This window comes from Marisediminicola sp. LYQ134 (assembly GCF_046599635.1).
Classification (GTDB): Bacteria; Actinomycetota; Actinomycetes; order Actinomycetales; family Microbacteriaceae; genus Marisediminicola.
Map to the genome: position 1 here is coordinate 1,143,556 of NZ_JBKIWP010000001.1, position 23,700 is coordinate 1,167,255.

The 23,700-nt window shown below is 69.4% G+C and carries 18 protein-coding genes; 3 read left to right on the top strand and 15 right to left on the bottom strand.

Annotated elements, in window-relative coordinates:
• Positions 1-105: 105 nt before the first annotated feature.
• The 3 genes from ACLHIH_RS05510 to ACLHIH_RS05520 are packed head-to-tail and all read right to left on the bottom strand — an operon-like array spanning position 106 to position 3,122.
• Positions 106-798, bottom strand: a complete 693-nt coding sequence (locus ACLHIH_RS05510) for a GntR family transcriptional regulator (RefSeq protein WP_411315692.1) — start codon at positions 796-798, stop codon at positions 106-108.
• 48 nt (positions 799-846) lie between these two features.
• Positions 847-2,559, bottom strand: a complete 1,713-nt coding sequence (locus ACLHIH_RS05515; RefSeq protein WP_411315693.1) for an ABC1 kinase family protein — start codon at positions 2,557-2,559, stop codon at positions 847-849.
• 5 nt (positions 2,560-2,564) lie between these two features.
• A complete protein-coding gene (locus ACLHIH_RS05520; protein WP_411316325.1) occupies positions 2,565-3,122 on the bottom strand; it encodes a PadR family transcriptional regulator in 558 nt (185 codons plus the stop codon).
• 176 nt (positions 3,123-3,298) lie between these two features.
• Between ACLHIH_RS05520 and ACLHIH_RS05525 the strand changes: the two genes are divergently transcribed.
• Positions 3,299-6,388, top strand: a complete 3,090-nt coding sequence (locus tag ACLHIH_RS05525) for a DUF2207 domain-containing protein (RefSeq protein WP_411315694.1) — start codon at positions 3,299-3,301, stop codon at positions 6,386-6,388.
• Here ACLHIH_RS05525 and ACLHIH_RS05530 read toward each other — a convergent pair.
• From ACLHIH_RS05530 to ACLHIH_RS05555, 6 genes are all read right to left on the bottom strand, one after another.
• The gene (locus ACLHIH_RS05530; protein ID WP_411315695.1) at positions 6,385-8,619 is read right to left on the bottom strand and encodes an alpha-galactosidase; all 2,235 of its coding nucleotides are present in this window, start codon (positions 8,617-8,619) and stop codon (positions 6,385-6,387) included. The two genes, ACLHIH_RS05525 and ACLHIH_RS05530, sit on opposite strands and share 4 nt — an antisense overlap.
• A complete protein-coding gene (locus ACLHIH_RS05535) occupies positions 8,616-10,688 on the bottom strand; it encodes a beta-galactosidase (protein WP_411315696.1) in 2,073 nt (690 codons plus the stop codon). The genes ACLHIH_RS05530 and ACLHIH_RS05535 overlap by 4 nt, the downstream gene beginning before the upstream one ends.
• A gap of 124 nt (positions 10,689-10,812) precedes the next feature.
• Entirely contained in the window at positions 10,813-12,123 is a 1,311-nt protein-coding gene (locus ACLHIH_RS05540; protein ID WP_411315697.1) for an ABC transporter substrate-binding protein, read from the bottom strand.
• Positions 12,124-12,209: 86 nt separating this feature from the next.
• Complete coding sequence (locus tag ACLHIH_RS05545; RefSeq protein ID WP_411315698.1) at positions 12,210-13,550, bottom strand: ABC transporter substrate-binding protein; 1,341 nt, start codon at positions 13,548-13,550, stop codon at positions 12,210-12,212.
• A 64-nt stretch (positions 13,551-13,614) separates the two neighbouring features.
• Positions 13,615-14,547, bottom strand: coding sequence for a carbohydrate ABC transporter permease (locus ACLHIH_RS05550; protein WP_411315699.1), 933 nt, complete (start codon positions 14,545-14,547; stop codon positions 13,615-13,617).
• Positions 14,548-14,550: 3 nt separating this feature from the next.
• A complete protein-coding gene (locus ACLHIH_RS05555; protein WP_411315700.1) occupies positions 14,551-15,477 on the bottom strand; it encodes a carbohydrate ABC transporter permease in 927 nt (308 codons plus the stop codon).
• 104 nt (positions 15,478-15,581) lie between these two features.
• Between ACLHIH_RS05555 and ACLHIH_RS05560 the strand changes: the two genes are divergently transcribed.
• Entirely contained in the window at positions 15,582-16,637 is a 1,056-nt protein-coding gene (locus ACLHIH_RS05560; RefSeq protein WP_411315701.1) for a LacI family DNA-binding transcriptional regulator, read from the top strand.
• On the opposite strand, the gene ACLHIH_RS05565 is transcribed toward ACLHIH_RS05560, so the two are convergent.
• The gene (locus ACLHIH_RS05565; RefSeq protein WP_411315702.1) at positions 16,622-18,109 is read right to left on the bottom strand and encodes an aldehyde dehydrogenase family protein; all 1,488 of its coding nucleotides are present in this window, start codon (positions 18,107-18,109) and stop codon (positions 16,622-16,624) included. The two genes, ACLHIH_RS05560 and ACLHIH_RS05565, sit on opposite strands and share 16 nt — an antisense overlap.
• Before the next feature lie 110 nt (positions 18,110-18,219).
• Here ACLHIH_RS05565 and ACLHIH_RS05570 point away from each other — a divergent pair, with 110 nt between their 5' ends.
• Positions 18,220-19,077, top strand: a complete 858-nt coding sequence (locus ACLHIH_RS05570; RefSeq protein WP_411315703.1) for an SDR family NAD(P)-dependent oxidoreductase — start codon at positions 18,220-18,222, stop codon at positions 19,075-19,077.
• Positions 19,078-19,136: 59 nt separating this feature from the next.
• Here ACLHIH_RS05570 and ACLHIH_RS05575 read toward each other — a convergent pair whose 3' ends face one another.
• From ACLHIH_RS05575 to ACLHIH_RS05595, 5 genes are read right to left on the bottom strand one after another with little or no spacing between them, the layout of a single operon-like run.
• The gene (locus tag ACLHIH_RS05575; RefSeq protein WP_411315704.1) at positions 19,137-19,769 is read right to left on the bottom strand and encodes an isochorismatase family protein; all 633 of its coding nucleotides are present in this window, start codon (positions 19,767-19,769) and stop codon (positions 19,137-19,139) included.
• Positions 19,766-21,007 (bottom strand): MFS transporter, encoded by a 1,242-nt coding sequence (locus tag ACLHIH_RS05580; RefSeq protein ID WP_411315705.1) that lies wholly within the window; start codon positions 21,005-21,007, stop codon positions 19,766-19,768. The genes ACLHIH_RS05575 and ACLHIH_RS05580 overlap by 4 nt, the downstream gene beginning before the upstream one ends.
• Before the next feature lies 1 nt (position 21,008).
• On the bottom strand, positions 21,009-21,713 hold the full coding sequence (locus ACLHIH_RS05585) for a GntR family transcriptional regulator (RefSeq protein ID WP_411315706.1): 705 nt from the start codon (positions 21,711-21,713) through the stop codon (positions 21,009-21,011).
• Positions 21,710-22,897: an FAD-dependent oxidoreductase gene (locus ACLHIH_RS05590; RefSeq protein ID WP_411315707.1), complete on the bottom strand. Its 1,188-nt coding sequence runs from the start codon at positions 22,895-22,897 to the stop codon at positions 21,710-21,712. The genes ACLHIH_RS05585 and ACLHIH_RS05590 overlap by 4 nt, the downstream gene beginning before the upstream one ends.
• Positions 22,898-22,928: 31 nt before the next feature.
• Complete coding sequence (locus ACLHIH_RS05595) at positions 22,929-23,675, bottom strand: arylmalonate decarboxylase (RefSeq protein ID WP_411315708.1); 747 nt, start codon at positions 23,673-23,675, stop codon at positions 22,929-22,931.
• Positions 23,676-23,700 lie beyond the last annotated feature (25 nt).

The following is a 23,700-nucleotide window of genomic DNA, read 5'->3' on the forward strand; positions in this document are numbered from 1 at the left end:
TTCCTATACGATCAACACTATACCGCGACATCCGCCGACGGCATCGACAACGCGTGCTCGCGGCGGATGGTCAGCCGGTGCCCCGTGAGAGGGTGCGTCGCGTCGTCAGCTCGTTTCGCGCTCGACGCTCTCGTTGAGTGACCGCCGCTTGACTCCCCCGATGTGGCGGCGCATGGCCTCGCGCGCCTCGTCGGCGTCCCCGCGCGCGAACGCCTCGAGGATCGCCGTGTGCTCCGCGATCGCGTGCTCGGCATCGGTGACCCCGAGTCCGACGAAGAGTCGGAAGCGCTGCACCTGGCCACCGAGAGCCCGGTAGGCCGAGAGCAGAAACTGGTTGTGCGCGTGCTCGGCGATGAGCCGGTGAAACCGCTCGTCGGCCTCCCAGTAGCCGCGGAACTCGGCGAACGACGGGCCCGTCGGCGAGGCGGCGAGGTCGTCGATCGAGTCCTGCAAGCGCGCGACGAGCTCGTCGTCGACGCGCTGGCACGCGAGGTAGGCGTTGACCGGCTCGATCACGAGGCGCGCATCGGTGAGTTCGGCGAGTTCCTCGGTGGTGAAGAGCGGGGCGACGCGGTATCCCTTGAGCGCCGTGCGCCGCACGAGACCCGTCGACTCGAGTCGGGCGAGTGCCTCGCGGATGGGCGTCTGCGACACCTCGAGCTCGCGGGCGAGGCCGTCGATGCTGAGCGGGGAGCCACCCGAGTAGCGACCGTCGATGAGTGCCGTGAGCAACTCGTCGTAGACGTGGTCGGCGAGCATGAGGCGTCGCTGTCCACCGGTGGGGCTCGCCTCTGTCATGACCCTAATCGTAGGCGTCGCACCCTGAGGGGCCGGTTCGAGCCCCGCTCAGCTGCGGTCGCGACCGGCGAGGAGGGCATGCAGGAGCGGGATGCCCGACGCCCCCATGAGCACCGCGCCGAAGACGACGTCGTCGGGCCGCATGAGTACTCCGGCGATGAGGAGAGCGCCGAAGACGAGGGCCGAGATCACGCGACGCGACGCCCTCTCGAGTTTGGCGATGCGGCGCTCGACGCCCGGACTCGTGGTCGCGAGCGACCCGTCGTCGACTCGCGTGAGGAGCGCATCGAGCCGCTGCGGGAGGCGCGCGACGATGCCGACGGTCTCGACGGCTTGCTTCGCGACATCCTGAGCGATGTTGCCCCGCTCGTCCCGGAGCAGTTGGGAGGCGTACGGCTCGACGGAATCCCACAGGTTGAACGCCGGATACAGGGCGCTCGCGACCCCCGAGGTCAGGGACATCGCGCGGATGACGAGCAGGAAGTTCTCGGGCAGCTGGAAGGGCAACGACCTCACGACGTCACCGAACTGCACGGCGAACTGGCGGAACTCGCGTTCGTCGACCTCGCGAAGTTCGGCGAACCCCATTCCGCCGAAGCGCGCGAAGAGCGCGGTCATCGCCCTCTCGAGCTCGTTCGTGTCTGCCGAGGGGAGCAGCACTCCCACGTTGCGGATCGCGGCGACGAGAGCGCGTCCGTCGCGCGACGCCGCCGCGAGGAGCAGCGAGCGCAATCCGCTGCGCGTCGTCGCGGGGACCTCGCCCATCATCCCGAAGTCGATGAACGTGAGGGCGAAGGATCGCCCGCCTGACGCGTCGACGACGGGGGTCACGAAGATGTTTCCCGGGTGCGGGTCGGCGTGGAAGAAGCCGTGGGTGAAGAGCTGGTCGAACATGACCTCGGTGAACACGGGGGCGACCTCGGCGGGGTCGATGCCCGCGAGGGCGAGCGCCTCGACATCCGTGATCTTGATGGCCGAGACGTCTTCGAGGGTGAGCACACGTCGCGTCGTGCGCTCCCACACGATGGCGGGAGTGCGCACGCGCTCGTTGTCGGCGAAATCGGCCGCGAACCTCTCGGAGTTGACGGCCTCGTGCACGTAGTCGATCTCTTCGAGACTCGTCGCGGCGAACTCCTCGACGAGAGCGGGCATGTCGACGCGGTCGTACACGAGGCGCACTCGACTGAGCCATCCCCCGACCTTGCGCAGGGCCGCGAGGTCGACGTCGATGATCTCGTCGATGCCCGGGCGCTGCACCTTGACGACGACGGCGTCGATGCCGCTGTCGGCCGCCGCGGCGGGGGCGAGGCGTGCCCGGTGGGCTTGACCGAGGGATGCCGCAGCCACGGGGGTCTCGTCGATGCTCGCGAACACCGCCTCGAGGTGCACTCCGAGCTCGGCTTCCGCGAGGGCGCGGATCTGCGCGAACGGCACCGGGGCGACCTCGTCTTGCAGGCCCTCGAGCTCCCGCGTGATCTCGGGGGGCAGCACGTCGAGCCGCGACGACATGTACTGGCCGACCTTGATCATGAGCCCGCCGAGGTCTGCCGCGAGCACATGGAATCCACGGGCGAACCGCCGCATCCGCCGCGTGCGCGTACGCGTGGTGACGACCGTGAGCCCGATTCGGGGCAACACGAGTTCGAAGAACCAGGTGACGGCGAGATACCAGCTCGCGAAGCGGAGGATGCGGCGGTAGCGGGCGCGGGTGTCACCCGCGCCGGTCGCCGGTTCGGTGCGGCCCCGGCGAGCGGCGGGCACCCCCGTCAGTCCTGAGCGAGGATCGAGTAGAGCCGCCGGCGCGCGTCGTCGAGCACGGCCACGGCCTGCTGCACTTGCTCGGGTGACCCGGTGCGACCGACCTGGGCGGCCGCTTGGGCGAGGTCGACCCCCGATTTCGGTAGCGCGCCGAACCGGGCCTGCTCCGGCGAACCACCCTGGGCCCACGCGGCGGTGAGGTCGGACGCCGCCGCGACGTCGCGGCCCTCCGTCGTGAGCGAGTAGACCTTGCGCCCGTTCGACTCTTCGGCACTCACGAGGCCCTCGTCGGCGAGGAGCTGGAGGGTCGGGTAGACCGATCCGGCACTCGGCTTCCAGCTGCCGCCGCTGCGCTCCTCGATCTCGTGGATGATCTGGTATCCGTGCATCGGCTTCTCCGCGAGGAGCGCGAGAACCGCCGTGCGCACCTCGCCGCGACCCGCGCGGGTGCCGGTGCCGGTGCCGGTGCGCTTGTCGAACGACGAGCGGAACTCCTCGAACTTCTGCCACATGCCGTCGATGTTGTTGCCCGCGCCGAATGCGCCTGGCGAATACGCGTTGTTCATGGTGACCTCCTTGTGACGGGTCACGATGCGACCCGTGAACGATACCGAACGATAGTCGACGATAGCCCGGGTCTCTGAACGTGAGCCCCGCGTCTCAGCTCGAGATCGACGCGGGAGAAGACGACCCGGTCCACCCCTACCGTCCCGCGGGTCCGGGCACTCCTAGACTCGGCGGTGTGGGGGCACACGGAGGATCGGGGGGACAGCCGATCGACGGACCAGGCGGAGTCGAGTCATCCGGCGGATCGCTCGACGAGCCTGTCGACGGCACACCCGACTCCGACCGCATCACCGACGACCCACCCCAGCACACCTACCTCTGGGCACTCCTCTCCGGCTGGCTCCTCGCGCTCGAAGCGTGGTTGAGGTCCCACGGCGGCGCTCCTCTGCGCACGACCATCCGCGCCTTCTGGGGGGTCGTCGCGATCGCCGGCGCCGTTCTGCTCGTCGGCCCCGTGATCAATCCGCCGTTGACCCTCGACGACATCACGTCGTCGGCCTCGACGGCCACCGAAACGTGGATCGCTCGCGACTTCGCGGCCGACTACACCGTCGATCTCGCAGACGACGGCACGCTCACGACCGCCGTGGAGGAGCGCATCACCGCCTTCTTCGGCGACGAGGTCGACGAGAGCGGCATCGAGCGGGTCATCGCGACCGAATACGAGGGCAACGATCTGCGGCCGTCGGAGATCTCGGCGACCCTCGACGGCGAGCCGATCGAGGTCGGGCAGAACGATTCGGCGACGCGCCTCACCCTCGACCTCGACGCCGGGGAACGACTCGACGGCGACCACGAGTTCGTTCTGCGCTACACCCTCGACCACCTCGCCTACGACTCGACCGACCGGGCGACCGGTGACCCCGTGCAGATGCTCGAGTGGGATGTCTTCGGCCCCTCGTGGCCGCACGGAGTCACGGGTCTCGACGTCGAGGTGAGCCTCGCCGACGAACTCGATGACGCACTCATCCGCGAGCCCCGCGGTTCGGTCGCGTGGACGTTCGTGAGCGCGGGAGCGTGGCTCAGCGCCGAAGCCGACCGTGCACCGGGCCGCACCGCATACTCCTTCAGCAACGACCAGAGCATCCCCCCGAACGCGACGGCGGCGTTCACGATCGTCGTCGAGCCCGACACGATCACGATGCCGCCGCGCTCGCCCGTGTTCTTCGTTCAGACGTTCGGCCCCCTCGCCCCTCTCGCCTTCCTCGCCGCAACACTGCTGCTCGCGATCGCCGCGCGCCGCGTCGCGTGGAGCGATGCTCGGGGTCGACCGTGGTTCGTCGCCCAGTACGACACTCCCGACGACATCTCGGCGACGATGGCCGCGCACATCCTGCGCTCCCCTCGCGCTCTCGAACTCGCGCGAGAACTGCAGAACATTCCCGCTCGTCCGAAACGGGGCGACGGCGCCATCGGCGACGCGCACCTCCTCGCGACGGGGCGAGCGGCCCGGCGCACCGGTCGCCTCGGCAACCTGCCCCGGGCTCTGCGGCTCTACGCCCGCGGCCCCGAAGTGAGGAGACAACTCGAACTGCGTTTGCGGGAGATCCCGGACGGATTCGTGCGCGACGGTTTCATCGCAGCTCCCCTCGCCCTCACCCTCGTGCAGTGGGGTCTCGTGAGACAACTGTCGCACCAGGCCCCCCTTGCGATCGTCTGGTGGCCGGTCGCCTTCGTCGCGGTCTCGACGGTCATCGCCTCCGTCGTGATCGTGCTCGCGGTCACCGCCCGCCCGCTCACTCACCGGGGCGCTCTCGTCAAGCAGCACCTCCGAGGAATCGGCGTGTTCGCCGAGCGCACGCAGGTGCTCGAGCGCGGCACGCTGCGCGACTCGGTGCTGCCCTACGCCGTTCTGCTCGCCCCGCCCCGCCGAGCCGGTCGGGCCATCGCCGAGCGCGTCGGGAGGGAGCGGGGCCGCCCGCTCCCCCGCCGCAGTTGGCTCACCGCCGACTACCTCACCGCGGCGCGGCTCGCCATCCGCGGCACCGCGGCTGTTCTCATCGCGGGCGTCATCGCGGTCACGATTCTCGTGACGAACCCTCTCGAGCCCACCGACACCTACCTCGCCTACACGGGCGACGTGCCCGGTTCGCTCTCGACCGAGGTCGCCTCCGTCGAGGTGAGCGCCGAGTTGAGCCGCAGCGACGACGGTCGCGCCGTGATCACCGCGCGCGAGACGCTCGGCGTCGTCTTCGACGAGGACGGGTCGCTCCCCGGCCAGGTCGTCCGGCAGTGGCCGGGGGTCGTCGAGGGACAGAGCCTCGACCTCACGATCGACGGGGTGCGCGTGGGAGGCGTGCCCGTCGACTTCCGCACGCAGACCGAGGGTGACACGGTCGTCATGCGCACGACGATGGCGCAGCCGTTCGTCGGCGAGCACGAGGTGAGCGTCGACTACACGATCGCGTCCGCGGCCTACGCGACGAACGAGGGTCGTGACGGCGCGATCGTCGACAGGGTGCGATGGGCGGCGCTGCTCTCGGGGTGGGCCTTCGAATACGGTGCCGGCGACGATCTCGTCGATCCGCTCCGGCTCGAGCTGAGGGCGGCAGACGAGCTCCTCGCGGAGTCGACCCGGGCGGGGTGGCTCGTCGTCGACACGTCGGATGCGGACGCCCGGCGCGAGTGGCGCGACGGCGTTATCGCCTTCGGGGACATCCGCGACGACATCCAGGCGGACATCATGGTCGAGGCGGTCGGGAGCGCGGATGGCACGGCCACCCGGTCGCTCGAGATCGGGCACACCGACAGCGGCCTCTATCCGACGACGGTCACGCGCGACGACGTCGGGGTGCTCCTGGACTTCCCGCGCGGAACATTCTCGGAACCGGACGAGGCGGCGCTGAGGGCGGCGCACGCGCAGATCGTGTGGCCCGCCGTGGCCATCGTCGCGCTCAGCGCGCTCGCGACGGCGCTCGGGGTGCTCGGATGGGTTCTCACCCGGGCCGGTCGCGGTCGCGCGCGAGAGCGGGGGCCTGCTCGAGACGCCCTCACATGGCTGGCTCCCGCGAGTGCGCTCGGCGCGGGTCTCCTGCTCGTGTGGTTCACGTTCTCCCTCCCCTCGGACGACCCGTTCTTCGCGCCCCTCGCGACGGCGACGGTCGTGGGGTTCATCGGGGCCGGGGTCTCCCTGTGGGCGGGACTGCGCACGGCACCGCAGCCCGCCCGGGTCGAGGCCCAAGCCCGGGCCCGGGCCCGGGCGAAGGAACCGAGCGGTCGCGGCGGTGCGGCGCGGCGCCGCCGGCGCGGCCCCCGTCGCCGTTAGACGCGGTGCACGTGGAGCAGTTCGAGCTGCTCGGGAAAGAGCGCCGGGGCCTGCACCCCGATCTCGGCGAGCACGGTGCCGCTCAGCACGGGCGCCGTCGCCCACCACGCGGGAATCCCGATGCCCGGCCCGGCGCCCGACTCGGCGAGCGGCACGACCGGCGCCGGGGCGGAACTCACGCGCTCCACGCGGTAGCGCGCATCCGCGTCGAGGCCGGGCAGTCTCACCCGACCGGGGGGTGACGCGACGGGCGACTGCACCATGACGAGCGCGAACACCGCCTCCGAGCGATCGTTCGCGACGACGCCGTGCACGAGGAGCGCAGGGTCGGGATGATCCGCCCGCACGGTCTCGCCCGAGTGCAGCAGGGGCCGCAGTCTCTTGTGCAGCGCGACCCAGCCCGCGAGCTCGTCGAGCTGCTCGGTGGTCGCCTCGCGCAGGTCCCACTCGATACCGAGGTGCCCGAAGAGCGCGGTGCCCGCTCGGAACGCGAGATCGTGACGTCGCCCGGTGGTGTGCGAGCGCTCCGCCCCGACGTGTGCACCCATGATCTCGGGCGGAACGAGCAGTTGCGTGTATCGCTGGATCTGCTGGCGCTCGAGAGCGTCGATGGTGTCGGAGGTCCACACCCTGTCGGTGCGTTCGAGCACCTCGAGGTCGATCCTCCCCCCGCCCGAGGCGCACGACTCGATCTCGAGGTGGGGATGCCGCGACCGCAGTTCGTCGAGCATCCGGTAGAAAGCGAGCGTCTGCTCGTGCACGGCCGCGCGCCCGTCGGAGCGCGTCGCGGCCTCGAGGAGGTCGCGATTGTGATCCCACTTGACGAAGTCGATCGCGTTCTCCGAGAGGATCGCGTCGACCCTCCCGAGAATGTGGTCGTAGGCGGCGGGGATCGTGAGGTTGAGGGCGTGCTGGTGGCGCGCGAGGAGGGGCCCCCGCTCGCCCGCGGAGAGAATCCAGTCAGGATGCTCGCGCGCGAGGTCGGAGTCGGGGTTGACCATCTCGGGCTCGAACCACAGCCCGAACTCCATGCCGAGGGAGGTCACGTGGTCGATGAGGGGGGTGAGCCCGTTCGGCCACACGGTCTCGTCGACGATCCAGTCGCCGAGCCCCGCGCTGTCGTCGCGTCGTCCGCGGAACCACCCGTCGTCGAGCACGTAGCGCTCGACCCCGACCTCGGCGGCGCGATCGGCGAGTTCCGTGAGGGTGTCGAGATCGTGCTCGAAGTACACGGCCTCCCACACGTTGAGGAGCACCGGTCGCGGGCCGCGCTCGCGAGTCTCGCGTGAGCGGATGTGCGCGTGGAAGCGTGCGGAGATCGCGTCGAGACCCCGCCCCCAGCTTCCGTAGAGCCACGGCGACGCGTAGTGCTCGCCCGGCGCGAGGATGACCTCGCCCGGGAGCAGAGCCTCGCCCCCCGCGAGCAGGCTGTCGCCCGACGGCATCCGCTCGGCGAGGGTGCGGTGGTTGCCCGACCATGCCGTGTGCACGGCCCACGCCTCGCCCTCGCGGAACCCGAAGCCCGCGCGCCCGGCGACGAGCACGAGTGAAGCGTCGTGACCCGTGCGCCCGCGCCAGCTCTCCCTCGTGTGGGTGCCGATAGTGAAGGCATGCCGCTGCGGACTGCGCTCGCGCAAGTGGCGCCCGGTGAGGTCGAGGATCTCGTCGGCCTCGCGCGGAACCGGCAGCACGGGGGTGAGCGCGTCGACCGTGTAGTCGTCGACGCCGATGTTGCCGACGCGCGCTCGCGTGCGCAGCAGTCCGGCGTCGGTCAGCTCGATTTCGAGCGTGAGCGAGAGCTGCGTCTCGGTGTCGTGCGCCGTCACGACGATGCGGTGCGCGAGGTCGCGCGGGCCCGATCCCCCGCGATCGTCCGTGCGGGCCGGCGCCGCGTCGTCGTAGCCCGTGACGCGGAACGCCGTCGAGAACCGTCGCCCCGACCGGTGGCCCGCGAGACCGCCCGAGCCGAGCCACCCGCTCGACTGTTCGGGCAGGATGCTGGGCCGCACGGGCACGTCAGGCACGCTCGTCGCGACGGGAGGAACGGTGACCGCCACGAGGTCGGCGAGTTCGGCAGAGCCGAGTTCGCCGAGGTCGGCACCCCAGTGAACGAGCCGGGGAAGGGTGCCGTCCGCGAGGTCGACGACGAGACTCACGCCGCCCGCACGGTAATGCCGCACGCGCCGTGCGGTCTCGATCGGTTCGCCCTCGCGGGGATCGCTGTCGCTCACGACTCCGTCTTCGGATGCGCGTCGCTCGCCTGTCGACGCACGACAGCGACACCGCGCGTTCCGAGCTCCCCTGCCACGGGGTCATCGGCACTCACGTTCACGAGCACCTCTCCCTCGACACCGTCGAGCGGCACCGGGGCGTCCGTGCGATTGATGAGGAACCAGAACTGCTCGTCGCCGTCTCCGCGCACCGCGAGCTCGACGAGCCCGCGCACGCCCTCGGGGAGCTCGCTCTCGACGCCCGCGCGCTCGAGCACGGGGCGCAGCACGGTCGCGATGCCGACCTGCCCGAGTCTCGTCGACACGTAGGTCGCCGTTCCCGAGCCGACCGGGTTGCGGGTCACGGCGGGGCGGCCTGCCTGGTCGCCCGTGTCGTAGCGCGCGAGCACCTCGATCGCCTCGCTCGTGACGTCGATACGATCCGTCCAGATCGACCCGACGGCTCCGCTGTCGAGAGACACGGTCTCGCCCGCGAGGAGCGGCCCGAACTCCTCGATGCGGATGCCGAGCACGTCGCGCAGCGCGCCGGGGTACCCGCCGAGCCACACGTGATCGTTCTCGTCGACGATCCCCGACGAGTAGGTCGTCACGAGGTGACCGCCCTGCTCGGTGTAGGCGGTGAGCTCGTCGATCGTGCTCTGGGGCATGACGTAGAGCACGGGCGCGACGACGACGTCGTAGCCGTCGAGCGGGGTGCCCGTCGGCACGACGTCGGCGCGCACGCCGAGGTCGAGGAACGCCGAATACCAGTCGAGGGCTTCGCTCTTGTAGTTGAGGAGCTCGGTGGGGTGGGAGTCCTGCTCGACGGCCCACCACGAGTCCCAGTCGAACAGGATGGCGGCGCGAGCGGCGACCGAGTGCGACCCGGCGACGGGAGCGAGGGTCTTGAGGATGTCTCCGAGCCCGACGACGTCGCGGAACAGGGCACTGTGCTCCCCCGCGTGCGGCACCATGCCGGAGTGGAACTTCTCCGCACCCGCGGCCGATTGGCGCCACTGGAAGAAGCACACCGCGTCAGCGCCGTGGGCGACGTGCGTGAGCGAGTCGCGCGCCATCGAACCGGGCTTCTTGGCCACGTTGATGGGCTGCCAGTTGACGGCGCTCGTCGAGTGCTCCATGAGGAACCACGGGCGCCCTCCGCCGAGGTAGCCGGTGAGGCTCGCCGAGAACGAGAGCTCGTCGAGGTTCTGCGACCCCGGCATGACGTAGTGGTCGTTGGAGACGAAGTCGATCTCGTCGGCCCACGCGGCGTAGTCCATGCCCTTCGTCTCGTTCATGACCATGAAGTTGGTCGTGATCGGGACCTCGGGCGTGATGCGCCGCAGGATGTCGCGCTCGACACGCAAGTAGTCCTGGAGGGCGTCGGACGAGAACCTCTTGAAGTCGATCTGCTGAGTCGGGTTCGGGTGCGAGGCGGTGAGTCTCGGGGGCAGGATCTCGTTCCATGTTCCGTAGCGCTGCGACCAGAAGGCCGTTCCCCACGCCGCATTGAGGGCGTCGATCGTGCCGTATCGTCGCTCGAGCCACAGGCGGAACTCGCGCGCGGCGTCGTCGGAGTAGTCCCAGATGTTGTGGCACCCGAGCTCGTTCGAGATGTGCCACGCGGCGAGTGCGGGGTGCTCGGCGTATCGCGTCGCGATCGCTTCGACGAGACGCACGGCGTGCTCGCGGAAGATCGCGGACGTGGGGCGCCAGTGCTGCCGCGCGCCCGGGTAGACGATCTCGCCGGTGCGGGTCACCGGGAGGATCTCGGGGTGCGCCGTCGTGAGCCACGGGGGCGGCGACGCGGTCGCGGTCGCGAGGTCGACCGAGATGCCGTTGGCGTGCAGCAGATCCATGACGTCGTCGAGCCACTCGAAGTCCCAGACATCCGCTGCGGGCTGGATGCGTGCCCACGAGAAGATCGCGACGGAGACGATCGTGACCCCCGCCTCGCGCATGAGACGGATGTCGTCGTCCCACACCTCGCGAGGCCACTGATCGGGGTTGTAGTCGGCACCGTATTCGATGCGCGGTGCGGCGTCGGTCGTGGGGCGGACCCAGCGTCGGTTCAGGGTGCTTTCCGACATGGTCGGTTCTCCTCGGTGGTCGGCGTGTCACCGCCGGGCGATGCCCGAGGTGACGGTGGTGATGGATGTCGTGCGTCGGGGGCGAGGTCGTCGACCTCGCCCCCGAACCGGTGGTCGACGAGACTCAGTCGACCGTGAAGCCCTGCTCGCCCGCGTAGGACAGCGAGGCGTCCTGCCAGTCTTCGAGGCCCTCCTGGAGCGTCACTCCCCCGACGTACGCCTGGCCGGCGGTGTCGTTGAAGATGCTGTTCGAGTAGGCCTGGAAGGGGAGGTAGCTCCAGCCCTCGACGACGTTCGCGGCCGACTCGGCGAAGATCTCGTTGGCCTTCTGCCCGTCGAAGTACTCGAACTCGACATTGAGGAACTCGTCGGACTCGAGGTCGGCGACCGTCGCGGGGAACGCGCCGCCGTCGATGCGGGTCTGCACGCCGTCACCCGAGTTGGCGTATTCGATGAAGTCGTACGCGAGCTCTTTGTTCTCACCGAGCTCGGGGATGGAGAGCGCGCTTCCGCCGTTCTCGGCCGTCGCCATCTCGCCCTCGTCCCACTGGGGCATCGGGGCGACGCGCCAGTCGCCCGCGCCCGCCTCGACACTCGACTCGAGGTTCGCGGGCATCCACGCGCCGACCGTGAGGGTCGCGATCGAGCCGTTGCCGAGGCCCTGGAACCACTCGTCGCTCCACCCGGTGATGGGGGCGAGGAGGTCTTCGTCGAGGAGCTGCTGATACATGTCGGTGTAGCGGGTCGTGCCCTCGTCGGAGAAGTCGATCGAGACGTCGGTTCCGTCGACGGTGTACGGCTCACCGCCGGCCTGCCAGATCATGCTCGTCGTCGTTCCGGCGTCGCCGGTGTCGTTGGCGAGGTAGACCTCGGGGTCGGCCTCCTGGATGTCGCGTGCGGCCTGCACGTAGTCGTCCCACGTCGTCGGCACGTCGACGCCCAAGCGGTCGAAGACCTCGGCGTTGTAGTACATCGCCATGGGGCCCGAGTCCATCGGGAGGCCGTAGACGCCCTCGTCCGATCCGGACTGCACCGATCCCCAGGGTCCGGGCGAGTAGCTGTCGGCGAGGTCGCCGGCGCCGAACTCGGAGAGGTCGACGACGGATTCGGCGAGGGTGAACTGAGGCATCGCGTAGTACTCGAGCTGGGTGACGTCGGGAACGCCCGAGCCCGCCGCGATGGCGTTCTGCAGCGCCGTGTAGTGGTCGTTGCCCGTGCCGACGTTGACGAGTTCGATGTCGACGTTGGGGTTCTCGTCTTCGTAGTCGGCGACGACCTGCTCGAGGGTGGGCTCCCACGCCCAGATGAGCAGCGAGCCGCCCTCTTCGGGCGACGGGCCGGAGTCAGACGACGACGAGCAGCCGGCGAGCGTGATCACCGCGGTTGCGGCGAGTGCGACGCCGGTCAGGGCGCGGCGACGGGTGGTGCTTTTCATGGTGGTGCCTCTCACTTCGTTGTTGAGTTGATTGCGGAGGAGTGGAGCGGTGTGGTGCGGGGGTGGTGGAGCGCGAGCGAGCCGGCCTAGTCGACCGTGAAACCCTGCTCTTCGGCGTACGACGCCGAGGCCTCGGCCCAGTCGTCGAGGCCCTCCTGCAGGGTCGCGCCCCCCACGTAGGCCTGGCCGGCGGTGTCGCCGAAGATGCTGTTGGAGTAGGCCTGGAACGGCAGGTAGCTCCAGCCGTCGACGACGTTCGCGGCCGACTCGGCGAAGATCTCGTTGGCCTTCTGACCACCGAAGTACTCGAACTCGATGTTCAAGAACTCGTCGGACTCGAGATCGGCGACGGTCGCGGGGAAGGCACCGTTCTCGATGCGCGACTGCACGCCGTCACCCGCGTTCGCGTACTCGATGAAGTCGTAGGCGAGTTGCTTGTTCTCCGACGCCTCGGGCACCGAGAGAGCGCTACCGCCGTTCTCCGCGGTGTTCGTCTCACCCTCTTGCCACTGCGGGGTCGGGGCGACACGCCAGGCGCCAGACCCGGCCTCGACGGCAGACGAGAAGTTCGCGGGCATCCACGCTCCGTAGTTGAGGGTCGCGATCGTGCCGTCGCCGAGCCCCTGGTACCACTCGTCTGTCCAGAGCGAGATCGGGGCGAGGAGCTCTTCGTCGATGAGCTGCTGCCACAGGTCGACGTAGCGCGTCGTGCCCTCTTGCGAGAAGTCGATCGACACGCTCGTGCCGTCGACCGAGTACGGCGTGCTGCCCGCTTGCCAGAGTGCGCTCGTCGTGAGACCCGGGTCGCCGTTGTCGTTCGCGATGTAGACGTCGGGGTCGGCGGCGTGGAGCTCGCGGGCCGCCTCGAGGTAGTCGTCCCACGTGGTCGGCACGTCGACGCCGAGACGGTCGAAGACCTCCTCGTTGTAGAACATCGCCATGGGGCCGGAGTCCATGGGGAGTCCGTAGACGCCGCCGTCGGACTGCACCGAACTCCAGGGCCCCGCCGTGTAGGTGCCGTCGAGCTCGTCGGCGCCGAACTCGGTGAGGTCGCTGATGGAGTCGGCGAGCCGGAACTGCGGGAGGGCGAAATACTCGAGCTGCGCGACATCCGGAACCCCGTCGCCCGCGGCGATCGCGTTCTGCAGTGCGGTGTAGTGGTCGGGGCCGGTTCCGACGTTGACGAGGTCGACCTCGACGTTCGGGTACTCCTCTTCGAAGTCGGCGACGACCTGATCGAGGGTCGGCTCCCACGACCACACGGTGATCGAGCCACCCTCGTCGGCGCCCGCGCCGGAGTCGGCTCCCGACCCTCCCGAGCACCCCGCGAGGGTCAGCGCCGCTGTCGCCGCGATGGCCGCTCCGGTGAGGGCTCGGCGCCGGAGGGTGTTCGGTGTCTTCGTCGGTGTGGGTGTCGGTGTCTTCACGGGTGTGTCTCTCACTTCGTTGTCGAGTTCACGGGGATGGTCGTGGGGCGCGGATGCCTCGGGGTCACTCCTTGACGCTTCCGGCCGCGAGGCCGGACTGCCAGTAGCGCTGCAGCACGAGGAACGCGGCGATGAGCGGCAGGATCGTGAGTAGCGAGCCCGTGAGCACGAGGTTGAAGATCGCTTCGCCTCCCGCGGTCGTCGCTTGCGCGTTCCACTGGTTGAGCCCGAGGGTGAGCGGGTACCAGTCGGGGTTGCGCAGCATGATGAGCGGCAGGAAGTAGTTGTTCCACGTCGCGACCATCGTGAAGAGCAGCACGGTCACGATGCCGGGGCCGAGCAGCGGAACGCTGATCTGCCAGAAGGTGCGCACTTCGGAGGCCCCGTCGATGCGCGCCGCCTCGAGGAGCTCGGTCGGCACGGCTTCACTCGCGAACGTCCACATGAGGTAGAGCCCGAAGGGGGAGACGAGCGACGGGATGATGACGGCCCACGGGGTGTTCGTGATGCCCATCTGGCTGAACATGAGGAACGTCGGAACGGCGAGGGCGGTGCCGGGCACGGCGACCGCGCCGATGACGACCGCGAAGATCGCCTTCTTTCCCGGGAAGTTGAACTTCGCGAGGGCGTAGCCGCCGAGCACGGCGAGGAGGGTTGCTCCGCCGGCTCCCGCGACCACGTAGAGCACCGTGTTGCCGAACCAGCGCACGAAGATGCCGTCGTTGTAGGTGAGGGTGTCGCGGATGTTCGTGAAGAGGGCGAAGTCGCCGCTGAACCACAGCCCGAACGAGGTGAACAGGCTCCCCTGGGTCTTCGTCGAGTTGACGAGCAACCACACGAGGGGAATGAGCGAGTAGACGAGGATGATGCCCGTGAGCACCGTGAGCAGAACGCTCCGGCGCGGGCGCTCGATCGACCCGATGGGCTTGGGGCGACGTGCCGGGCGGAGCCGGGGGGTCGAGCCGGAGGTCGGTCTCGTCGCGATGGTGGTGGCCACGGGTCATCCGTCCTTTCTCATACCGCGCAATTGCACGATGTAGGCGATGACCATGGTGAGGATGCCCATGATGATCGCGACGGTCGCGGAGTAGTTGTACTGCTGACCCGCGAACGAGAGCGAGTAGGCGTAGAGGTTGGGGGTGAACGACGTCGTGATCGCGTTCGGGGCGAGGTTCTGCAGGATCGCCGGTTCGTTGAAGAGCTGGAAGCTCCCGATGATCGAGAAGATCGTCGCGATGACGATGGCCCCGCGGATGGCCGGGAGCTTGATGGCCGTGATGATGCGCATCTGGCCGGCTCCGTCGATCTCCGCCGCCTCATAGAGCGACGTCGGGATGACGCGCAGGGCGGCATAGAAGATGAGCATGTTGTAGCCGATGAACTCCCACGTCACGATGTTGCCGATCGACGCGAGCACGAGCTCCGGCGAGAGCGGGTTGGGCAGGCTGATGCCGAAGAAATCGTTGATGTTGCCGACGAGCCCGAATCGGGTGCCGTACATGAACCCCCACATGAGTGCCGCGACGACTGCAGGCACGGCGTAGGGGAGGAAGATCGCGATGCGGAAGAAGCTCTTGCCGTAGAGGCGGCCGCTGTCGATGGCGAGGGCCGCGATCATCGCGAGACCGAGCATGACGGGAACCTGCACGACGAGGAAGAGCGCGACCCTTCCCAAGGCCGCCCAGAACTGGTCGTCGCCGAGGGCTTGCACGTAGTTGTCGAGACCGACGAACTCGTTGCCGCCCACGAGCTGGTCGCGGAAGAGACTCAGCCAGATCGAGTACGCGATCGGCGCGAGGAAGACGAGCGCGAAGACGACGACGAAGGGGCCGATGAACGCCCACCCCGTCCACGAGGTGCGCTGTCGGCGGGGTTTCATCATCGTGGCGCTCGGAGGAGCGACCACGGGGGGAGACGTCACTGTCATGCGTTGACCTGTCTACGATCTGCGTCGATTGTTTACGCAACCATGAGAGCACGTTCTCGATGTTTGCGCAACCACAGCGCCGCCGCAGCCCGTAGAGTGGCGGTATGACAGCGGAGTTGACCGCGGAGGCCCCTCGTCGTGTTTCGATGGCCGACGTCGCCAAGCGCGCGGGAGTGTCTGCTCAGACGGTCTCCCGGGTCGCGAACGGCTACGAGGGCGTCGTCGACGAGACGCGCACGGCCGTGCTGACCGCGATGGCGGAGCTCGGCTACCGCCCCAACAGTGCGGCTCGCGCTCTCAAGCGCGGAGAGTTCCGCACGATCGGCGTCATCCTCTTCACTCTCGCGACGACGGGCAACATGCGCACCCTCGAGGCGATCGCGACGTCGGCGGCCGAAGCGGGGTACGCGATCACGCTCATCCCGGGCGCCCCGACCGAGGGCAGCATCCGCACCGCGTTTACGCGAGTCGACGAAGCCGCCGTCGATGCGGTCATCGTCGTCATGGAGATGCACTTGCTCGACTCGGCGCCGTTCACGCTCCCGCCGAACGCCAAAGTCGTCATCGTCGATTCCGACGCCGGCGATCGATTTCCCGTCGTCGACACCGACCAGGCCGACGGCACGAGGCAAGCGGTGCAGCACCTGCTCGACCTCGGCCACTCGACCGTGTGGCACATCTCGGGGCCGGAGGACAGCTTCTCGGCCGAGAGGCGCGCGCGGGCGTGGCGCTCGACCCTGACTGCCGCGGGTCGGGAGGTCCCCGGCATCCTGCACGGCGACTGGAGCGCGGAGTCCGGCTATCGCGCGGGTCAGACGATCGCCGACACCCCCGAGTGCACGGCCGTGTTCTGCGCCAACGACCAGATGGCCCTCGGCCTGTATCGGGCGCTCGGCGAACGCGGTCTTCGCGTGCCCCACGATGTGAGCATCGTCGGGTTCGACGACATCCCCGAGGCGTCGTCGTTCTCTCCCCCGCTCACGACGGTGCACCAGGATTTCGCCGAGATGGGCCGACAGTGCGTCGCGCGCGTGCTCACCCAGTTGCGCACGGGGTCGGTCGAGGTCGGAACGACTCTCGTGCCGACGCACCTCGTGCTGCGAGACAGCACGGCGCCGCCGCGCTCGGACGTGCGGGCGGAGTCTTACGAGACCGGGTAGGCGCTCGCGTTCAGCACGTGCCCGGGTCGCGCCGCGACGGGATAGTTGATCGAGTGGGACTGCAGGTACTCCCGCATGCCCGCTTCGCCGAACTCGCGACCGTGGCCCGAGAATCCGCGCCCGCCGAACGCGGCGCGAAGCGAGATGCCCGACCTGTTGTGGCAATTGATGAAGGTCATTCCCGCGCGCAATCGCCGAGCCACACCGGTCGCGCGCTCGGTGTCGGTCGACCACACGGATGACGCGAGGGCGTGCTCGACGCTGTTCGCCCTCGCAATGGCGTCGTCGAGGGACTCGTAGGTGAGGATCGGGAGCGCGGGACCGAACTGCTCCTCCCGCACGAGCTCGTGCTCGTCGTCGAGCCCGAGCACGAGCACGGGGCGCATCCAGAATCCTCCGGGATCGACGGTCGGATCTATCGAGCCGAGTTCGACGACGCGACCGCCGGCGACGCGAGCCGACTCGACGAGCGCCGCGATGCGCGCCTTCTGGTCGCCACTCACGACGGGACCCATCGTGGTCGTCGGGTCGTGCGGATCTCCCACCCGGACCGTGCGAGCGGCCGTCTCGATGAGCCCGTCGACGAACTCGCGGTGACGCGCCGCGGGCACGAACACCCGCTTGATCGCCATACAGACCTGCCCGCTCGTCAGAAACGCCCCGACGAGGATGCGCGAGTACAGCTCGTCGTCGAACACGGCGTCGTCGAGCACGAGCGCGGCGTCGTTGCCACCGAGCTCCATGACCGTCGGCCTGATGAGCGTCGCGGCGGCGGCGCCGATGACCCGCGCGGTCGACGGGCCGCCCGTGAAGGTGAGGAGGTCGACCCTGCTGTCGCCGACGAGGGCGGCGCCCGCATCCGCTCCCCCGTTGACGACGTTGAGCACGCCGGCGGGCAGCCGGGCCGCGACCGCGGCGACGAAGCTCGTGACCGCGAGAGGGGCGAGGGGGGAGGGCTTGAGCACGAGCGTGTTGCCCGTCATGAGAGCGGGCACGATCTTGAGGGCCGCGAGGATCACGGGCGCATTCCACGGAGTGATCGCGGCGATGACACCGAAGGGCTCCGAGACCGTGACGAGAAGACTCTCCGCATCATCCACGGTGGTGTCGGCGCACACGTGGACCGCGTGCTCCGCGCAGTAGTCGGCGAGAGCGCGGGCGAAGGCGAACTCCCCCGCCGCCTCGTGGGCGGGCTTGCCGAGTTCCGACGCGATGAGGTCGCCGCTGTGGGGTCCCGCGTCGACGGCGGCACCGATCGCGTCGCGCACGAGCGAGGCGCGGTCGAGCGCCGACACCGCGGCCCACTCGGAAGCCGCCGCGCGAGCGGCGCCGATCGCCGCCGACACGTGGTCGGCTGAGGCGTCTGCGACCGTGCCCACGACTGTCACACCGTCGGAGGGATCGACACGAGCGATCGTCGCTCCCCCGACGCCGGCCACGGCGCGGCCACCAATGAACGAGTCGATGTGCACGGGGTCTCCTTGGGGTCGGCGAGTATCACCGCGTCAAAATGTATGCGATTCGTGTTTCATCGTCGTTAAATGTGGTTCAAACCGCCAATATTGCATGCAATGCTTCGGCCATGAACACTGTGAGTGCCGAGGGCAGCCCCGAACCGAGTCACACGAGACGCGTCGCGATCGTCACGGGAGGGGCCCGAGGGCTCGGGCGCGTCATGGCGCTCGCCCTCCTCGACGCGGGTTACGCGGTCACCGTCACCGCGTCGTCCCTCTCCCCCGAACTCGAGAGCCTCACCCGCGAGGCCGTCGTGCGGACAGGGGATGAGGGCCGCGTGCTGTCTCTCGTCGCCGATGCCGCCGACCCCGCCACCGGCCCCGCCGTCGTCGACGCGACCCTCGAGGCTTTCGGCGGCCTCCACGCGGTCGTCAACAACGCGGGACGCGGCATGCGGGTCGTGAGTGAGAGTTTCACGACCGACCCCGTGCACTTCTGGGAGATTCCGGATGCCGCGTGGTCGGGCATCATCGCGACGAACGTGAACGGCCCCTTCTCGCTCGCGAAAGCGGCGATGCCGCACCTTCTCGCGCAGCGAGACGGACGCATCGTCAACGTGTCGACGAGCGCCGTGACGATGACTCGGCGGGGCTACGCGCCGTACGGTCCGAGCAAAGCGGCGCTCGAGGCGATGACGAGGTCGTGGGCGGACGACCTCCGCGGGTCGGGGGTCACGGCGAACCTCCTGCTTCCGGGCGGTGCGTGCGCCACCGATCTGCTGCCCGCGTCGGCGACGTCGGGCGCCGACGGTCAGCTGCTCGACCCCGCCATCATGGCCGCGCCCGCCGTGTGGCTGTGCTCGGCGGATTCCGGCGTGCTGACGGGCGCTCGCGTCATCGCGAAGGACTGGGATGCGAGCCTCCCCGACGCGATCGCTCTCTCCGGCGCGCGGTCGGAGCACGTCGTCGGGCCGGCCGCCGACTGACCGCACGGGCGGGACCGGCCGGCGCCCGGCTGGTCCCGCCCGGCCGGTCCCGCGCCCGCTCAGGCGACGAGCCCCCCGAGGTGTGCGAGAGTGTCCGCCTCCGACACGACATCCGCGTACTTGGCGTCGAGATCGAACAACGCCGCAGCGTGGGGTTCGGGTCGGCGGTCGCCCACCGCCTCCCGCACGACGAGGGGGATGAACCCGTGTTGCATGGCGTCGACCGCCGTCGCGCGCACGCATCCCGACGTGCTCAGCCCGACGAGGATGACGCTGTCGCGCCCGAGCACCGTGAGGTCGGACGCGAGCGACGTGCCGAAGAACGAGCTCGCGTACTTCTTGCTCACGACGCTCTCCCCGGGCTCGGGGGTGAGCGGCGCGGCGATCGCCCCGAGCGGTGATCCCGCCGCGAGCGTCGAGAGCCCGCTGACCTTGCGGGCGAACAGTCCGCCACCGGCGCCCGACGTCTCCTGTTCGACGACCGTGTAGATGACCGGGATGCGCGCGGCCCGCGCCGCGTGCAGAACGCGGGTCGCCGACTCGAGTTCGATCTCGACCCCCGCGTAGAGCGGCGAATCGGGCTCGAGGTAGGCGTCGACGAAGTCGATGACGACGAGCGCGGGGCGCTCGCCGAAACCGAGTCGCCCGTTGAAGCCGTTCTCGAGGTAGTCGTGTGCCGTGGTGTCGCTCATGGTTCTGTCCTTTCGAGGGGATGGTCTGTGGGGCGGATGCGGTGGGCGAGCAGCGCGACGATCGCGGCGAGCACCGCGACGACGGCGGCGCAGCTCCACCCGACGCTCGGCCCGAAACTGTCGAAGACGAACCCGAACACGAAGGGCCCGGCGGCGCTGCCGATGTAGGCGCCCGCCTGCACGAGACCCGTCGCCTGGGCGCCGAACGGGTGGCTGACGTCGGTGACGACGAAGTGCACGAGCCCGTTCCACCCCCACCCGAGACCGAACGCGAGCACACACCCGACGGCAAAGGTCCAGGGCAACCCGATCGCCATCCCGACGAGTCCGAGAGCACCGGTCGCGAGCATGAGCGACACTGTCGCCATCGTGCCCCCGATCCTCCGGTCGGCGGCGAGACCCGCGAGGGGGCGCGCCACGATTCCGGCGACGCTTCCGAGGCTCAAGAGCAGTCCGGCGCTCGCGGCCGAGAAACCGGACTGCGAGGCGGCCGAGACGGTGAACGCCCCGATGACGTTCGCTTGCGCCGCGCCGAGGCCGCTCGCGGTCGACGCCAGCAGGAGGAAGGGGAGAAGTGACGCGGGGATCCGGGCACCGCGAGGCGGACGCCCCGACCTCGGGCTCGCGAGCGATGGAACCGTCAGACCGACGACGACGACCATGACGAGCGCGAACCCCGCGGCGATCGCGAAGCTCCAGCGCCAGCCGAGGGTCAGGGCGAGAACGGGGACGGCGAGCCCGGCACTGAGGGTCGCGAGCGGGATCGCCGCCTGTTTGAGCCCGAAGGCGAGAGCCCGGTTGCGCCTCGACACCTCGGCGGCGATGAGTGCGTTCGACGGTGGGTGCCCGAGGGCGTTGGCTGCTCCCGCGACGACGAGCCAGAGACACAGCCACGGCCACGTCGGCGTCAGTGCGGCGATACCGGCGAGGGCCACTCCCCCGCCGAGGGCCGCGGCCGCCATGCCGCTGCGCGACCCGATGCGAGCGGAGAGCCGACCGGCGGCCGACGAGAAGCTCGCCGAGCTCGCCCAGTAGACGGCGACGACGATGCCGAGCATGGCTGGACCCAGGCCGGTGTCGGCGCCGAGCTGCACCGAGAGACCACCGACGAGGAAGACCGGGAGCACGGTGACGACCGTGGTTCCGACCGCGGCGAGAGTGGCGATCCGCCCGGGCCTCGCGCGCTTGCGGGCACGCCCGTCCTCGGGACCGTCGCCGGCCCCGGACTCGCGCGCCACGTCAGCAGTCCGCGGTGTGGTGTGCGCGACCCGCGCGCATCGCCGCGTTGCGCGCCGCGAAGATGTGCGACTTCATCGCGACCTCGGCCCACTCGGCATCCCCCGATTCGAGGGCCGTGAGGATGTCGCGGTGCTGGTGGTTGACGCGCCGCCGGAAGGTCTCGCCGTAGTTCTGGAAGTTGCGGATCATGAGCGGCATCTGACGGACCGTGCCCACGAGGGTCTCGAGCATCTTGCTTCCCGAGGCCTGAACGATGAGCCTGTGGAAGTCGATGTTGATGCGCCCGAGTTCGCCGACATCCTGCGCGGTGTCGCCGGGCACGAACTCCTCCATGTCGTCGATGAGCTGCGCGAGGGTCGCGAGCTCGGCCGGCGTGATCCGCGGCGCGGCGAGAGCGGCCGCACGGCTCTCGAGGGTCGCGCGAACGTAATACGTCTCGATCATCTGCTCGGGCGTGTATCCGATGACGGTCGCACCGCGATTCGGGATGTATTCGACGAGCCCCGTTTCGGCGAGCCTCTGAAGCGCCTCCCGCACGGGGGTGCGACTGACCCCGAACTCCTCGGCGAACGCTTGCGCCCGCAGGATCGCGCCGGGTGCGAGAACGCCGCTCATGATGCGGGAGCGCAGCTCCCAGAACACGACTTCGCCCCCGGTCGCCGACTCCATCTTGTCGAGCGACGGGACCTCCATCGACGACGTCATCGAGGCACACTCGCGATCATCGACGAGGTGAGGAGGAACTCTCGGCGGGCGGCGTCGTCTTCACCGAGAGCGCGCCACGCGTCTCGCTGCATCGCTCGGCGTGACTCGTCGCGATCCCGCAGCGCGTTCCAGTTGCCCTCGGTCTCCTCGCCCACGTAGCTCAGGGCGACGTGCCTGCGCTGCTCGGCCCAGGTGTCGAGGGCGGTGTCGTCCGCTCGGCCCGCGGCCGTGTCGAGCAGCACGTCGGCGAGCAGCAACCCGTCGTGGATACCGCTGTTCATACCCATCCCCCCGAGCGGATTGTTGACGTGGGCGGCATCCCCCACGAGAAAAGTGCTCCCCACCCTGAAGGTCGCCGCGACCTTCCGGTGGATCTCGTACAGGGTAACGTGCGCCACGGGATAGCCGTCGAAGTCGGGCACGACCCTGCGGAGCTGGGAGCGCACCTCCTCCGGGTCGAGCAGTGTCTCGTCCGGGGTGTCGGGCGAGGTCGGGAAGAGCACGCGCCACCCGCTCGGGTTGCGCAGCAGGACGTGCCAGTCCACCGGGTCGGCGACGTAGTTGACGACAGACAGATCGTCGAGGATCTCGTGGAGCGGCAGCGTCGTCGTGATGACGAGATAGCGGTCGGGGTAGGTACGGCCCGTGAACGCGACCCCGAGCGTCTCCCGCACGACGCTGCGCGATCCGTCGGCACCGATGAGATACCGCGCCGTATGCGTGCCTGCACCCTCCCCCGCGATGTCGACCTCGTATCCACCGTCGATGTCGCGCACCGCGAGGACCTCGCTCCCGAGGTGCAGTTGAACGAGAGGCTCGGACGTGAGGGCGGCGAGCGCGGCCCGGGTGAGGTTGCCCTGCTCGACCTGCACTCGGAACGGGTAGGGCGTGTCGTTCTCGAGCACCGCGTAGTCGAGCTCGACGATCTTGCCCAGTTTGGCGTCCCGGAACTGATACGACCGGGCGACGATGCCCTGATCGATGAGCGGTTGCGCGAGGCCGAGCGGCTCGAGCATCTCGAGGGTCGGCGGGTGGAAGGTCGACGCGCGCTGCTCGAGGGTCGCCGCTTGCCGTTTCTCGAAGATCGCGACGCGCATGCCCCCCTTCGCGAGCTTGAGGGCGGTCGTCGTGCCGACGGGGCCGCCTCCGACGACGATCGCATCGAAGTCGAACTGTGGTGCCATGGTGTGTTCCTCGAATCTCGGTGGAAGTGGATCAGTAGTCGCGCAGGAGGGAGCCGTAGCCACCCCACGTGTCGGTGATTCCTGCTCCTCTCAAGCAGTGCCACACCGTCGCGGCGTTGATGGCGATCACGGGTTTGCCGAGCCAGTGCTCCGCTTGCTCCGCGACGCCGAGCATCGACAGGTTCGTTCCGACCTGCACGATGGCCTCGACCTCGGGAGTGTCGATCTCTCGGAGCGTGCGGATGATCTGCTCCGGGGTGACCTCGGCGATGGCGGTCGCCGACGCGCACCGCAAGCCCGTGATGTTGACGACCTCGAACCCCGCCTCCTCGAAGTAGCGACGCACGTTGACGTCGGCGACGGGCTGGTAGGGCGAGAACACGGCGATCTTCGTCACCCCCATGGCCTCGAGAGCGGCCCGGCACGCCGACGCGCCCGTCGAGACCGTGAGACCCTCGGCCATCGCCTCGACCCTCTCGATGAACGAGGCGTTGCCCTCGACGCCACCCCAGAACGTCTCGGCCGACATCCCCATCATCATGACGTCGGGCTTCGCCGTCATGACGTCGCGGATGGCGACGGAGATCGAGGCGCGGATCTGGCCGAGCAGGGCCTCGAACGCCTCGTCACTGTCGAGGTCGGGATTGTCGATGTACATGCGGCCGGTGTGGAATGTCACACCGTGCGGTCGCAGCGCCGCCACGTCGTGTTCGACGACGGTGTTGGTCGACGGCACGATGACGGCGACCTTCTTGCGATATCCGGTGATGTCGGGCATGCGTTATCTCCTCAGGGTGGGGGTG